This is a genomic window from Alcanivorax xiamenensis (assembly GCF_009846745.1).
GTDB lineage: Bacteria > Pseudomonadota > Gammaproteobacteria > Pseudomonadales > Alcanivoracaceae > Alloalcanivorax > Alloalcanivorax xiamenensis.
In genome coordinates this window covers 56,864-70,441 of record NZ_AQPF01000002.1, presented here as the reverse complement: position 1 = coordinate 70,441, position 13,578 = coordinate 56,864, and the positions used below count along the sequence as shown (strand labels likewise).

Below are 13,578 nucleotides of genomic sequence, written 5' to 3'. Positions count from 1 at the left end.
ATGGCATGAACAACGGGAAGCAGTACGCACACCAGCCGGTGATGCTGGAGGAGGTACTGGGAATGTGGTTCACGCGGGACGACGGCTTCTATGTGGACGGCACTTTTGGCCGCGGTGGTCACAGCCGCGCGCTGTTGTCGCTGTTGTCCCCCGCCGGGCGTCTGACCGGCGTGGACCGTGACCCGCAAGCGGTGGCCACCGGTGAGCAACTGGCGGCGGAAGATTCCCGGTTCCGTATCCATGCCGGCCGTTTTGACTGTCTGCCGGAACTGGTGAGGCAGGCCGGGCGGCCGATTGACGGTCTGTTGCTGGACCTGGGCGTGTCCTCGCCGCAGTTGGACGACGCCAGTCGCGGGTTCAGTTTTCTGCGCGATGGTCCTCTGGACATGCGCATGGATCCGGGCAGTGGTGAAAGCGTGGCCGACTGGCTGGCCCGCGCCGAGGAAAAGGACATCGCCGATGTGTTGTATCGCTTCGGCGAGGAGCGCAAGTCACGGCGTATTGCCCGCGCCATCGTCGCGCGCCGCCAGGAGGCGCCGTTGCGGACCACCCGGCAACTGGCCGATCTGATCGAGTCGGTGCTGGGCAAGGGCGATCCGGGCAAGCACCCGGCGACGCGCAGCTTCCAGGCCCTGCGCATCCACATCAACAGGGAGTTGGAGGCGCTGGAAGCGACTCTGGCACAAACGCTCGAGACGCTCGCCGTTATCAGCTTCCATTCTTTGGAAGACCGGCTGGTGAAGCTGTTTATTCGCGACCAGTCCGGCATGGCGCCCCGGGGGCGGGGTGGATTGCCGCTGGGTGAGGAAACGCCACAGCGGCTGCGACCGCTGGGTAAAGCCCGGCGTGCCAACGAGGAAGAAGTGCGGTACAACCCGCGCGCCCGCAGCGCGGTGCTGCGCGTGGCGGAGCGGGTGGCCTGATGGCCCGCTGGCTGCATTGGCCGTTGCTGATCCTGGTAGTGGGGTCGGCACTGGCCGTCAGTTATACGGTGCACGAGGCGCGTCGCCTGACCGATGAGAGTCAGCGGCTGCAGCGGCGCCAGGCGCAACTGGAGACCCAATGGGGGCAGTTGCTTTTGGAACACAGTACCTGGGGCAGTTATGCCCGGGTGGAGAGCCTGGCCAGAGAAAAGCTGGGCATGAAAGTCCCGACCACCGATGAGCGAGTGTTGACACGGCCATGAGCGCCACCAAACGTAAAGCGACACGCAAACCGGTCGCCAGCAAGCGCTGGACCGGCAGACGCTGGCACCTGGTGCTGGCGTTCTGGTTGGTGTGTGCCGGCGTGCTGGTGGTGCGGGCGGTGGATCTGCAGGTGGTCGAGCACGACTTTCTGGCGCACCAGGGGGATATCCGTAATCTGCGGGTGGAGCCCCTGGCCGCCAATCGGGGTGTGATTCGTGATCGCAACGGCCGGCCGTTGGCGGTCAGCACCCCGGTGGTGACCCTGTGGGCGAATCCCCAGGAAGCAATGGAGAATCAGCAGCAGTGGTCCAAGCTGAGCGGCAACTCGATCATTGACCGGGCGCATTTCGCCCGGCGCGTGAAAGCGCACTCCGGCCGCGAATTCATCTATCTGGCCCGGGGGCTGGCACCGGAACAGGCGGAATCGGTGCTGTCGCTGGGTGTACCGGGTATCTATTCGCTGACCGAATACCGCCGTTACTACCCGGCCGGTGAAGTAACCAGCCATGTGGTTGGTTTCACCAATATCGATGAGCAGGGCCAGGAAGGCGTGGAACTGGCCTTCGACAAGCAGCTCACCGGCGCCCCGGGTCGCAAGAAAGTGGTGAGGGATCTGCTCGGGCGGGTTATTCAGGACATCGAGCTGATCGAACCGGCGCGTCCGGGCAAGGACGTCACGCTGAGCCTGGATTTGCGGTTGCAGTATCTGGCCTACAAGGAACTGATGTCCGCGGTGCATCGCTTTGGCGCCACTGGCGGTTCGGTGGTGGTGCTGGATGTGAAGAGTGGCGAGGTGCTGGCCATGGTCAACCAACCGGGCTACAACCCCAATAACCGCAAGGGCATCAATACTTCCAGCCTGCGCAACCGGGCCGTTACCGACCTGTTCGAGCCCGGCTCCACGGTGAAACCGTTCACCGTGGCCGCGGCCCTGGAACAGGGCATGGTGACCCCCGCCACCGCCATCAACACCCACCCGGGCTATCTGCGCGTGGGGCCGAAAACCATTCGCGATCACCGTGATTATGGCGTCATCGATGTGACCACGGTGCTGACCAAGAGCTCCAACGTCGGCACCAGCAAACTGGCGCTTTCCATGGACCAGCAGGTGCTGCCGGCCATGCTCGAGCGGTTCGGGTTCGGCCAGCCCACCGGTGTACGCTTCCCCGGCGAGAGCGGCGGGGTGCTGCCGATCCGCGCCAAGTGGCGCGATGTGGAGCGGGCGGCGTTGTCTTATGGCTATGGTGTCAGCGTGACCGCCCTGCAGCTGGCGCAGGCCTACGCCATCCTGGGCAATCAGGGGCGCCGCGTGCCGCTGTCCATGATCAAGGTGGATGAGGTGCCCCAGGGCGAGCGGGTGATTGGCGCGGACACCGCCCATGCCATCGTCGATATGCTGGAAACCGTGGTGGGTCAACTGGGTACCGCCCGGCGGGCCCGTATCCCCGGTTACCAGGTGGCCGGCAAAACCGGCACGGTGCACAAGCTGACCGCCACCGGCTACGCCGAACACCGTTACCAGGGCATCTTCGCCGGCCTGGCACCGGCCACCAACCCGCGCATTGCCGCCGTGGTGGTGATCGATGACCCGGACCAAAGCGCCTACTACGGCGGTCTGGTGGCGGCGCCGGTGTTCTCCACCATCGTCGGTGGCGCTCTGCGCGCCATGCACGTGCCGCCGGACAAACCGGAAGGCGTGATCGCCGGCGAGCCGGACGGGGAGGGTCGCACATGATCACCCTGGGCCAATTGCTGACCGACCTGGCATTGCCGGCCGACCTGGCCGGCTTGCCGGTTATGGCGTTGCGACTGGATAGCCGGGCGGTGCGCTGCGGTGATGTGTTCCTGGCGGTGCCCGGATTCCGTACCGACGGTCGCGGTTACATCGGTGCCGCCATCGAGGCCGGAGCCGCGGCCATCCTGGAGGAAGGCGACGCCTTCACTATTGACCAGAGTGGCGCGGTACCGCGCATCGCCATTCCCGGTCTCGGCCGCGGGATTGGTACCCTGGCGGCGCGTTTCCACGGTTGCCCCGCCGATCAAATGCAGATTGTCGGAGTGACCGGCACCAATGGCAAAACCAGTATTACCTGGTTCCTGCGCGACGCTCTGGATGCCGTCGGCCATCGCTGTGGTCTGATCGGCACCTTGGGCGTGGGGCTCAAAGGGAGCGAGGAGGATACCGGCCACACCACGCCGGATCCGATCACCCTGCAATCGGCGCTGCACGGTTTGCGGGAAAAAGGCGCGGATTACGTTGCCATGGAGGTGTCCTCCCACGCTCTGGACCAGGGGCGTCTGGGGGATACCCGGGTGCCCTGCGCGGTGTTCAGCAATCTCAGCCGCGATCACCTGGATTACCACGGCAGCATGGACGCCTATCTGAACGCCAAGCGCTCTTTGTTCACCCGTCCGGGTCTGTCCATGGCGGTGATCAATAGCGATGACGACGCGGCCTCCACGCTGGTGGCCAGCCTTGATGACGGCGTGCGTTGCGTGACATTCGGATCCACCGACGGCGCCACCGTTCGTTGTCTGGAACACCGCGCCCTGCCGGAAGGCATGGAACTGGTCTTGAGCGTGGGCGGCGAGTCGCTGTCCCTGCGCCTGCCGCTTTATGGCGACTTTAATTTAAGCAATGTAATGGCGGTGGCCGGGGTATTGCACGGATTGGGCTGGAACAACGACGTGTTGAGTCAGGGACTGGGTGCGCTGACGCCGGTCCCGGGACGGATGGAGTCGCTGTGCCAGCCGGGGCAGCCGGTGGTGGTGGTGGATTATGCCCACACGCCGGACGGCCTGGAGAAGGCCCTGAGCGGCGTTCGCGGCCACTTCCCCGGCCGCCTGTGGTGCGTGGTGGGTTGCGGCGGTGACCGTGACACTGGTAAGCGCCCGCTGATGGGCGCGGTGGCGGAAAAACTGGCCGACCGCGTGGTGCTCACCAGTGACAACCCGCGCAACGAGGCGCCGGAAGGCATCATCGAGCAGATCCGCGCTGGCATGAACCAACCGCAAGGCGCGTTATGTCTGAGCGACCGGCCGGAAGCCGTGGCCAGGGCCATTGCCGAAGCCGAGGCCGGGGATGTGGTGCTGATCGCGGGCAAAGGCCATGAGCGTTATCAGGAAGTGGCCGGACATCGTTATCCCATGGACGACCGGGCCCTGGCCCGGGCGGCGCTGGCGCGCCGGGGAGGACAGGCATGATGCGTCTGTCGCGGATCAGTGAATGGACCGGTGGCGTGTTGCGCGGCGCCGACCGGAATATCAGCGAGGTATCCACCGATACCCGGCAATTGTCCGACGGCGCTTTGTTCGTGGCGCTGCGTGGCGAGCGTTTCGACGGCCACGCCTTCCTGGAGCAGGCCCGCGAAGCCGGCGCCGTGGCCGCGCTGGTGGAGGCGGATCAGGACGTTTTCGAGTCCCAGGTGATGGTGGCGGATTCGCGCCGTGGTCTGGGCCTGCTGGCCGCGGGTTACGCCGCCGGATTCCCGGTTCCCCGGGTGGCGGTGACCGGCAACGCCGGCAAGACCACGGTGAAGGAAATGATCGCCGCGCTGCTGGGTGAAGGGACCCTGGCGACCCGGGGCAATCTCAACAACGACATCGGTGTGCCGTTGACGTTGTTGAGGTTCGATGACCGGGTGCGCCAGGCGGTCATTGAACTGGGCGCCAATGCGCCGGGCGAAATTGCCTGGACCAGCTCGTTGGTACGGCCCCGGGTGGTATTGATCACCAATGTGACCGGCGCCCATCTGGAGGGCTTCGGCACCATGGAGGGCATCGCCCGCGCCAAGGCGGAAATCTTCTCCGGCTGCGCGGCGGGCGCCACCGCGGTGATCAACAACGACGATGGCTTCGCCGACTTCTTCGCCGGGGAGGCCATCAATCAAGGCTTGAACGTGATTCGTGTCGGCGGCGCGGACGGCGCGTTGCGTGCCGAGGACGTGGTCCTGGACGACAGCGAAGTCCGTTTCCGGCTGATGCCTCAGGGGTTGCCGGTGCGGGTGCCGCTGGCCGGCGTCCATCAGATCCAGAACGCCTTGCTTGCCCTGGGCGCGGTCAGTGCCCTGGGGATTGAGTTGGCTGATGTGATCGACCGCTGGCAGTCGCTGAGTCCGGTGCCGGGGCGGATGAACCTGAAGAAGCTGGGTGGCGGGCTGTTGGTGGACGACACCTACAACGCCAACCCCGGGTCGGTGCGGGCGGCGATGCGCTGGCTGGCCGACCGGCCGGCGCCGCGAACCCTGGTGCTGGGGGCTTTGGGGGAATTGGGGCCCGGCGCCGACGAGATCATGCGTGCCCTGGGCGAGGAAGCGGCCCGGGGCCTGGATCTTTTGATCGTTATGCCGGGAGCGGAAGCCGCCGCGGCGGGCTTCGGCGAAGGCGCTGTTCCGGCGGCGGACCATGAAGACGCCGCCGCGCGCGCCGGCGCCGCTCTTGATGCCGGCGGCACGGTATTGGTGAAAGGCTCACGCACTGCCCGCATGGAGCTTGTGGTGCACCGGCTTGAAGAACTCAAGGGGGGACACTAAATGCTGCTTTGGCTGGCGGAGAATCTATCGAGCCTGTACAGCGGATTCCTGGTTTTCCAGTACATCACCCTGCGCGCCATCATGGCGGTGCTCACCGCGCTGTTCCTGGCGTTCTGGATCGGGCCGGTGATGATTCGCAAACTGCAGGAAAAACAGGTCGGCCAGGCGATCCGGGACGACGGCCCGAAGAGCCATCTGAGCAAGGCTGGCACGCCGACCATGGGCGGCGGCCTGATTCTGGTTTCCATCGCCGTGGCGACGTTGCTGTGGGCGGACCTGTCCAATCGCTACGTCTGGGTGACCCTGGGCGTGCTGGTGGTGTTCGGTGCCGTCGGCTGGGTGGACGATTGGCGCAAGGTGATTGAAAAGAACCCGCGCGGCCTGCCGGCGCGCTGGAAGTACTTTTGGCAATCGGTGGGGGCATTGGGCGCGGCCCTGGTGCTGTTCTTCACCGCGCAGAGCCCGGCGGAAACGCAACTGATCGTGCCGTTCTTCAAGAACGTGGCCATCAACCTGAGCTGGTTCTACGTGGTGCTGACTTACTTCGTCATCAACGGCACCTCCAACGCGGTGAACCTGACCGACGGCCTGGACGGGCTGGCGATCATGCCCACCGTGCTGGTGGCGGCGGCGCTGGGCATTTTCGCCTACGCCAGCGGCCACGCCGAGTTCGCAACCTATCTGCAGATCCCCTATATCGCCGGGGCCGGCGAACTGGTGGTGATCGTCGCTGGTCTGTGTGGCGCGGGACTGGGCTTTCTCTGGTTCAACGCCTATCCGGCCCAGGTATTCATGGGCGATGTGGGGGCGCTGGCTCTGGGCGCGGTGCTCGGCGTGATGGCGGTGATCGTCCGCCAGGAAATCGTGCTGTTCATCATGGGTGGCGTGTTCGTGATGGAGACCGTGTCGGTGATGCTGCAGGTGGCGTCGTTCAAGCTCACCGGCCGGCGCATTTTCCGCATGGCACCGATTCACCACCACTTTGAACTGAAGGGGTGGCCGGAGCCGAAAATCATCGTCCGGTTCTGGATTATTACCGTAATGCTCGTACTGGTGGGTCTGGCGACCCTGAAACTGAGGTAAGGATGACGAAGGACGCGTTTGATCTGGTCATTGGCCTGGGTGTTTCCGGCCGCTCCGTGCTCCGCTATTTGCAGGGGCAGGGTATGGCCGTGCGCGCTCTCGACACCCGCCCGGCTCCGGCGGGCCTGGATGACCTGCACGCGGAATTTCCCAAGCTGAAGGTGCATACCGGCGGTTTCAAGAAAGGCTGGATGGAACGTGCCCGCCGTCTGATCGTCAGCCCTGGCGTGGCGATTTCCACCCCGGCCATTGCCGCGCGGATCGCGGAAGGCAAGGAAGTGATCGGCGACATCGAACTGTTCGCCCGTGCCGCCAGCCGCCCGCTGGTGGCGATCACCGGTTCCAATGCCAAGAGCACCGTCACCACGCTGCTCGGGGAAGTGGCCGAGGCCTGCGGCCGTCAGCCGGGAGTGGGTGGCAACCTGGGCATCCCGGCATTGGATCTGTTGGCCAGCGATGCCGGTCTGTACGTGCTGGAGCTGTCCAGCTTCCAACTGGAGACCACCTACAGTCTGAACGCCCAGGTGGCCACCATCCTCAATGTGTCCCAGGACCATCTGGATCGCTATAACCGCTTCAGTGACTACCTGGCCGCCAAGCAGCGCATTTACGACGGTTGCCAGGTAGCCGTCTGGAATCGCGATGACGTGGCCACCCGTCCTCAGGTGCCGGTGCCGAGGGAAGTGACCTTTGGCAGTCACCCGCAAGCGGATTATCGGCTCGACAGCGATCGCAACGCGCTGCTTTACAAGGGCGAGATCCTGTTGACGCTGGACCAGCTGACGCTTACCGGCCATCACAACGCCATGAATGTGTTGGCGGTGCTGGCCATGGCCGACGCTTTGGGATTGGAACGGGAAACCGCACTGGCCACGGTCTGTGCCTTCCAGGGCCTGCCTCATCGCTGCCAGAAGGTGGCGGAAGCCGGTGATGTGCGCTGGTTCAATGATTCCAAGGCCACCAATGTGGGCGCCACGCTGGCGGCATTGACCGGTATTGGCGAAGCCATCAACGGCAAGGTGATTCTGATCGCCGGCGGGCAGGGCAAGGGGCAGGATTTCTCTCCGCTGGCGGAGCCGGCCCGGCAATACCTGCGCGCGGCGCTGCTGCTCGGTGAAGACGCGGACAAGGTGGCGGACGGTCTGATCGGCGTGCCTCGTGAACGGATCGAGACCATGGCCGAGGCGGTGACACGGGCGCGGCAACTGGCCCAGCCCGGTGACGCCGTGCTGCTGTCGCCGGCCTGCGCCTCCTTCGACATGTACAGCGGCTACACCGAACGCGGCGATGATTTCGCCCGTCATGCCCGGGAGGTGAGCCATGGCTAGTGTGCTGATGCGCCCGCGGGCCGGGCAGCTCGATCAGGTTTTGATGTGGTCGGCGATCGGTCTGACGCTGGTGGGGCTGGTGATGGTGACGTCCGCCTCGCTGCAGATCGCCGAAACCCGGCTGGATAACCCGTTCTATTACGGCATCCGCCATGGCACTTATCTGTTGATCAGCCTGGGCATCGGCGCCGCCGTGTACTGCTGCGTGCCGCTGGCACTGCTGGAGCGGCTGCGCTTCGCCATGCTGCCGGTGGCGGTGGTGGCGCTGGTTCTGGTGTTCGTCCCTGGTCTGGGCCGTGAAGTGAACGGCTCCACGCGCTGGATCGCGCTGCCGGGTATGACGATTCAGGCCTCCGAGATCGTCAAGCTGTGTTTCGTGCTTTATCTGGCCGGCTATGTGGCACAGCGCAAGGCGGAACTGGAAACCCAGTGGAAGGCCTTTTTCGCGCCGCTGGGGGTGCTGGGATTGCTGACCTTCATGTTGTTGCTGGAGCCGGATTTCGGCGCCGTGGTGGTCCTGGGTATCACCACCATGGGCATGTTGTTTCTGGCCGGCGTGCCGACCCTGCGGTTCCTGTTGATCGGACTGGTGGCGGTGGGCCTGGCGGCATTGGTGGCCGTGGCGGAACCCTATCGGGTGGCGCGGCTGATGAGTTTTCTTGATCCCTGGGCGGATCAATACGGGTCCGGATACCAGCTGACGCAGAGCCTGATCGCTTTTGGCCGCGGCAACTGGTTCGGGGTTGGCTTGGGCAACAGCGTGCAGAAGCTGTTTTACCTGCCGGAAGCGCACACCGATTTCGTTTTCGCGGTGTTGGCCGAGGAGTGGGGGCTGTTCGGTACCCTGCTGTTGATTTTCGGCTTCGGCCTGCTTGGCTGGCGCGTATTCCGTATCGGCCACACTCTGGAACAGCGGGGCTTCCTCTACCACGCCTATGTGGTTTACGGCATCGCCTTCGTGTTCTGCGCCCAGGCGTTCATCAATCTGGGAGTGAATATGGGTGTCCTGCCCACCAAGGGGCTGACTTTGCCTTTTGTCAGTTATGGCGGTTCCTCGCTGGTGATCTCCGCGGTGATGGTGGCGCTGGTATTGCGCGCCAGCGCGGAGCAGCAGGAACTGCAAGCGCGGGGGAGGGCGAAGCGATGAGCGGGACCATCCTGATCATGGCCGGCGGTACCGGTGGCCACGTTTTCCCCGCCCTGGCCGTGGCAGAGCAACTGCAGGCCGCTGGCTATCGCATCCTCTGGCTGGGCGCCGAGGATGGCATGGAAACACGTCTGGTGCCGCGCCACGGTTTCCCGGTGGCGACCCTGGGCGTGGGCCGGCTGCGCGGTGGTGGCCTCAAACGCAAGTTGATTGGTCCGCTGCAACTGATCCGCGCGGTGTGGCAGGCCCGGTCCGTTATTCGCCGTGAGCGGCCGCTGCTGGTGGTGGGGTTCGGCGGTTTCGTCAGTGCGCCTGGCGGCATCGCCGCCCGGCTGTGTGGCGTGCCTCTGGTGATCCACGAGCAAAACGCGGTGCCGGGGATGACCAACCGGTTGCTGGCCCGGTTCAGCGATCAGGTATTGGAAGGTTTCGAGGGTGCCATGCCCGGTGCCATCTGGGTGGGTAATCCGGTACGCGAGGAAATCACCGGGCTGAACGATCCGGCCCAGCGCTATGCCAGCCGGCGAGGCCCACTGCGGGTGCTGGTGCTGGGGGGCAGTCAGGGCGCTCTGGCCCTTAACCAGGATTTGCCGGAGCTGTTGCTGGCCGCGCTGGGGCCGCATCTGGAAGTGCGCCACCAATGCGGCCGGGGCCGCGCCGATGAGGCCCGGCCGGTGTACAAGGCGTTGGGCCTCAACGCCACGGTGACCGAGTTCATCGATGACATGGCTCAGGCCTACGACTGGGCCGATCTGGTGGTGTGCCGCGCCGGCGCTCTGACCGTGGCGGAAGTGGCCGCCGCCGGTGTGGCGGCGTTGTTCGTGCCGCTGCCGACGGCGGTGGACGACCATCAGACCCTGAACGCCAACTGGCTGGTGGATCGCGGCGCCGCCCTGATGCTGTCGCAGCGGGATATGAACGCCAGCGCGCTGGCGCGCAGTCTGGCCGGCATGACCGAACGGGATGCGCTGGCGGAACTGGCCTGCCGTGCCCGTCAGCTGGCCATCGCCGACAGCGCGCAGCGAGTGGCCCGACTTTGTGAGGAGGTAGCCGATGGCCGATAACGCCGCCGCCAGTAACCAGGCCGCCAACAGCCATGTGGTGCCGGAGATGCGGCGTATCCGCGGCATCCATTTCGTCGGCATCGGCGGCGCCGGGATGTGCGGTATCGCCGAAGTACTGGCCAACCAGGGCTATCAGGTCAGCGGTAGTGATATCAAGGAATCGCCGGTGGTGGTGCGCCTGCGCCGGTTGGGTGTGCGCGTGGACATTGGCCATCGCGCCGAGAACATCGAAGACGCCGACGTGGTGGTGACCTCCACCGCGGTGAGCACGGATAACGTGGAAGTGGCACGGGCCCACGAGTTGCGCGTCCCGGTGGTGCCGAGAGCGCAGATGCTGGCGGAGCTGATGCGTTTCCGTCACGGCATCGCGGTGGCCGGCACGCACGGCAAGACCACCACCACCTCCATGGTGGCGGCGATTCTCGGTGAGGCCGGACTGGACCCGACCTTTGTTATCGGCGGCCGTCTCAACAGTGCCGGCACCAACGCCCGGTTGGGACAGAGCCGTTATCTGGTGGCCGAAGCGGACGAGTCCGACGCCAGCTTCCTGCACCTGCAGCCGATGAGCGCCATTGTCACCAACATCGATGCCGATCACATGCACACCTACGGCGGTGATTTCGCCCGCCTGGAGAACACCTTCATTGAGTTTCTCCACAACCTGCCGTTCTACGGCGTGGCGGTGATGTGCGTCGATGATCCGGTGGTGCGCCGTCTGTTGCCGCGGGTCAACCGGCAGGTGATTCGTTACGGCTTCGCCGAGGACGCGGATCTGCGCGCCGAAGCGGTCAGCGCCCATGGCATGAGCACCCGCTTCCGGGTGGTGCGCGCGGAGGGTGAGCCATTGGAAATCACCCTGAACATGCCCGGGCGTCACAACATTCTGAATGCGTTGGCGGCGATTGCCGTGGCCAGCGATGAAGGGGCCTCGGATGAGGCCATCGTGCGTGCCTTGAACGGCTTTAGCGGAGTGGGGCGGCGCTTCGATGTGCTTGGCGAATACCCCTGCCAGGAAGGCAGCGCCACGCTGGTGGACGATTACGGTCACCACCCCCGGGAAGTGGCCGCCACCGTGGCGGCGATCCGCGAAGGCTGGCCGCGACGGCGGCTGGTGATGCTGTTTCAGCCGCACCGTTATACGCGGACCCAGGACCTTTACGAGGATTTCGTCGAGGTGCTGTCGCGGGTGGATGTATTGCTGATGTTGGAAGTGTATGCCGCTGGCGAGGAGCCGGTTCCCGGCGCTGATGCCCGGGCCCTGTGCCGCAGCATCCGGCAGCGCGGCCAGGTGGAGCCGGTGTTCGTCGACGATCCGGCGAAACTGCCCGACCTGCTGGAGAACCTGCTGCGCGACGGTGATCTGTTGGTGACCCAGGGGGCCGGTAACGTGGGCACGATCGCGCGGGACCTGGCTGAGCGGGTGAGAGGAGAACGGTCATGATGATCGATAACGCCATGAAACAACGATTGGCACGCATCGGTCGGGTGGCGGTGCTGGCCGGTGGCAGCTCGGCCGAGCGCCCGGTATCCCTGAAAAGTGGCGCCGAGGTGCATCAGGCCCTGCGCCAGCTGGGATTGATCGCCGAATTGGTGGACCCCTCGGAAGTGGGCGTGGAAACCCTCAAGGGGTTCGATGTGGCCTTTGTCGCGCTGCATGGCCGCGGCGGCGAGGACGGTGTGATTCAGGGTGTGCTGGAACATCTCGGTGTGCCGTACACCGGCTCCGGAGTCATGGCCTCGGCCATCGGCATGGACAAGGTGCGCACCAAATGGCTGTGGAAAGGTGTTGGCTTGCCCACTCCGGCTTTCCATCTGGTGGGCGCGGACGATGACGGCGAGGCGCTGGCCAGACTGGGTTTCCCGCTGATGGTGAAACCGGCCCATGAAGGCTCCTCCATCGGCATGGCCAAGGTGGAGGACGAAACCCAACTGCGCAAGGCGCTGGATGACGCTCGCCAGTATGACAGCGAGGTGCTGGTGGAAGCCTGGGTCAACGGCCCCGAATACACCGTCTCCGTGGTTGGTGAACAGGTGCTGCCGGCGATCCGGCTGAAGACGCCGAATCAGTTCTATGACTATGAGGCCAAGTATCAGTCCAACAGCACCGAGTATCTGTGCCCGGCGGGGCTCAGTGACGAGGACGAGAACGAGCTTCGGGCACTGTCGCTGCGCGCCTTCAAGGTGGTGGGCTGCCAGGGCTGGGGCCGCGTCGATGTGATGCGCGATGAGCAAGGGCGCTGGCAGTTGCTTGAGGTGAACACGGTGCCCGGCATGACCGACCACAGCCTGGTGCCGATGGCCGCCCGTGCCGCCGGTGATGAGTTCCCGATTCTGGTGGCGCGGATTCTGTTGGACGCGGTGGACCGGTTCCCGCCGCGCAAAGGAGGTAAACGCCGTGGCTAAGGCGCCTCGCCGTCAAAAGGGAGCGCAACCGCGTTCCCGTGGTGCTTCCAGCGTCCGGCGCAAGACGCCCCGGGTACCGCTGCGCGAGCGCCTGGCGGCGGCGGTGCCAGCGGTGCTGGTGGCCCTGGTGGCGGCGGTGCTGGTGGGCGGCGTGATTTATCTGCCACGGGTGCTGGACCACTATCCGGTACGCAAAGTCGGCGTGGACGGGGTCACCGACGTCCGCCGTCAGCAACAGGTGCAGACCAAGCTGGCCACCCTGGTGCGTGACGCCAACTACTTTACCGCGCCGCTGGATCGTATCTACGACCAGGCGCGGGAACTGAGCTGGGTGGCGGATGTCTCGGTGCGGCGCCAGTGGCCGGATACCGTGGTGCTCACCGTCACCGAGCGCGAGCCGGTGGCGGTATGGAACGAGACCCTGCTGGTTTCCAGCACCGGTGAACCGTTCAAGGCATTGAAGCAGTACGACCTGACCGGACTGCCGCGCCTGAACGGACCGGAACAGCGGCTCGACGAAGTAATGAGCTACTACCACAGCATGGCCAAGTTGCTCAGCGACATTGGCCTGGGGATTGAACGGATGGAGGTGAACGCGCGTCTCACCGCCCGTCTGACCCTGAATAACAACATGCAGTTGGTGGTGGACCGGGAACAGTACGTGAACAAGCTGCGCCGTTTCGTGCGGTTGTACCGCGGGGTGCTGAGCACCGACAGTCGCGGCGTGGCCCGGGTGGATCTGCGCTACGCCGATGGCGTGGCGGTCACCTGGCGGGATGACCAGGACGCGCAAGCGGCATCCGCCCGCCGGGCGGGCAAAGTATAACGGATCGA

The 13,578-nt window shown here is 65.2% G+C and carries 12 protein-coding genes; all 12 read left to right on the top strand.

Annotated features, from left to right (window positions below):
- Window positions 1-5: 5 nt before the first annotated feature.
- Genes rsmH through A6D6_RS01795 form a run of 12 tightly spaced genes read left to right on the top strand, consistent with a single transcriptional unit; the run spans window position 6 to window position 13,570 of the window.
- Window positions 6-923, top strand: coding sequence for a 16S rRNA (cytosine(1402)-N(4))-methyltransferase RsmH (gene rsmH, locus A6D6_RS01850; RefSeq protein ID WP_159659754.1), 918 nt, complete (start codon window positions 6-8; stop codon window positions 921-923).
- Complete coding sequence (gene ftsL, locus A6D6_RS01845) at window positions 923-1,186, top strand: cell division protein FtsL (protein ID WP_022995231.1); 264 nt, start codon at window positions 923-925, stop codon at window positions 1,184-1,186. The genes rsmH and ftsL overlap by 1 nt, the downstream gene beginning before the upstream one ends.
- Window positions 1,183-2,922, top strand: a complete 1,740-nt coding sequence (locus A6D6_RS01840) for a peptidoglycan D,D-transpeptidase FtsI family protein (RefSeq protein WP_236563945.1) — start codon at window positions 1,183-1,185, stop codon at window positions 2,920-2,922. The genes ftsL and A6D6_RS01840 overlap by 4 nt, the downstream gene beginning before the upstream one ends.
- On the top strand, window positions 2,919-4,391 hold the full coding sequence (locus A6D6_RS01835; protein WP_159659753.1) for a UDP-N-acetylmuramoyl-L-alanyl-D-glutamate--2,6-diaminopimelate ligase: 1,473 nt from the start codon (window positions 2,919-2,921) through the stop codon (window positions 4,389-4,391). The genes A6D6_RS01840 and A6D6_RS01835 overlap by 4 nt, the downstream gene beginning before the upstream one ends.
- Window positions 4,388-5,719, top strand: coding sequence for a UDP-N-acetylmuramoyl-tripeptide--D-alanyl-D-alanine ligase (locus A6D6_RS01830; RefSeq protein ID WP_159659752.1), 1,332 nt, complete (start codon window positions 4,388-4,390; stop codon window positions 5,717-5,719). Before A6D6_RS01835 ends, A6D6_RS01830 begins: the two co-directional genes overlap by 4 nt.
- Window positions 5,720-6,802, top strand: coding sequence for a phospho-N-acetylmuramoyl-pentapeptide-transferase (mraY, locus tag A6D6_RS01825; protein WP_133491481.1), 1,083 nt, complete (start codon window positions 5,720-5,722; stop codon window positions 6,800-6,802).
- Between the two features lie 2 nt (window positions 6,803-6,804).
- Entirely contained in the window at window positions 6,805-8,130 is a 1,326-nt protein-coding gene (murD, locus tag A6D6_RS01820) for a UDP-N-acetylmuramoyl-L-alanine--D-glutamate ligase (RefSeq protein ID WP_159659751.1), read from the top strand.
- Window positions 8,123-9,277: a putative lipid II flippase FtsW gene (ftsW, locus tag A6D6_RS01815; RefSeq protein WP_236563944.1), complete on the top strand. Its 1,155-nt coding sequence runs from the start codon at window positions 8,123-8,125 to the stop codon at window positions 9,275-9,277. The genes murD and ftsW overlap by 8 nt, the downstream gene beginning before the upstream one ends.
- Window positions 9,274-10,341 carry an undecaprenyldiphospho-muramoylpentapeptide beta-N-acetylglucosaminyltransferase gene (murG, locus tag A6D6_RS01810; RefSeq protein ID WP_159659750.1) on the top strand — a complete coding sequence of 356 codons (1,068 nt, stop codon included), beginning with the start codon at window positions 9,274-9,276 and terminating at the stop codon, window positions 10,339-10,341. Before ftsW ends, murG begins: the two co-directional genes overlap by 4 nt.
- A complete protein-coding gene (gene murC, locus A6D6_RS01805; protein ID WP_133491478.1) occupies window positions 10,331-11,782 on the top strand; it encodes a UDP-N-acetylmuramate--L-alanine ligase in 1,452 nt (483 codons plus the stop codon). Before murG ends, murC begins: the two co-directional genes overlap by 11 nt.
- Window positions 11,782-12,744, top strand: a complete 963-nt coding sequence (locus tag A6D6_RS01800; protein ID WP_159659861.1) for a D-alanine--D-alanine ligase — start codon at window positions 11,782-11,784, stop codon at window positions 12,742-12,744. Before murC ends, A6D6_RS01800 begins: the two co-directional genes overlap by 1 nt.
- Window positions 12,737-13,570: a cell division protein FtsQ/DivIB gene (locus A6D6_RS01795; protein ID WP_236563943.1), complete on the top strand. Its 834-nt coding sequence runs from the start codon at window positions 12,737-12,739 to the stop codon at window positions 13,568-13,570. The genes A6D6_RS01800 and A6D6_RS01795 overlap by 8 nt, the downstream gene beginning before the upstream one ends.
- Window positions 13,571-13,578: the final 8 nt, after the last annotated feature.

Coding starts and splice junctions, on each gene's coding strand:
- rsmH (WP_159659754.1), top strand. CDS start 6: ATGAACAACGGGAAGCAGTACGCACACCAGCCGGTGATGCTGGAGGAG.
- ftsL (WP_022995231.1), top strand. CDS start 923: ATGGCCCGCTGGCTGCATTGGCCGTTGCTGATCCTGGTAGTGGGGTCG.
- A6D6_RS01840 (WP_236563945.1), top strand. CDS start 1,183: ATGAGCGCCACCAAACGTAAAGCGACACGCAAACCGGTCGCCAGCAAG.
- A6D6_RS01835 (WP_159659753.1), top strand. CDS start 2,919: ATGATCACCCTGGGCCAATTGCTGACCGACCTGGCATTGCCGGCCGAC.
- A6D6_RS01830 (WP_159659752.1), top strand. CDS start 4,388: ATGATGCGTCTGTCGCGGATCAGTGAATGGACCGGTGGCGTGTTGCGC.
- mraY (WP_133491481.1), top strand. CDS start 5,720: ATGCTGCTTTGGCTGGCGGAGAATCTATCGAGCCTGTACAGCGGATTC.
- murD (WP_159659751.1), top strand. CDS start 6,805: ATGACGAAGGACGCGTTTGATCTGGTCATTGGCCTGGGTGTTTCCGGC.
- ftsW (WP_236563944.1), top strand. CDS start 8,123: ATGGCTAGTGTGCTGATGCGCCCGCGGGCCGGGCAGCTCGATCAGGTT.
- murG (WP_159659750.1), top strand. CDS start 9,274: ATGAGCGGGACCATCCTGATCATGGCCGGCGGTACCGGTGGCCACGTT.
- murC (WP_133491478.1), top strand. CDS start 10,331: ATGGCCGATAACGCCGCCGCCAGTAACCAGGCCGCCAACAGCCATGTG.
- A6D6_RS01800 (WP_159659861.1), top strand. CDS start 11,782: ATGATCGATAACGCCATGAAACAACGATTGGCACGCATCGGTCGGGTG.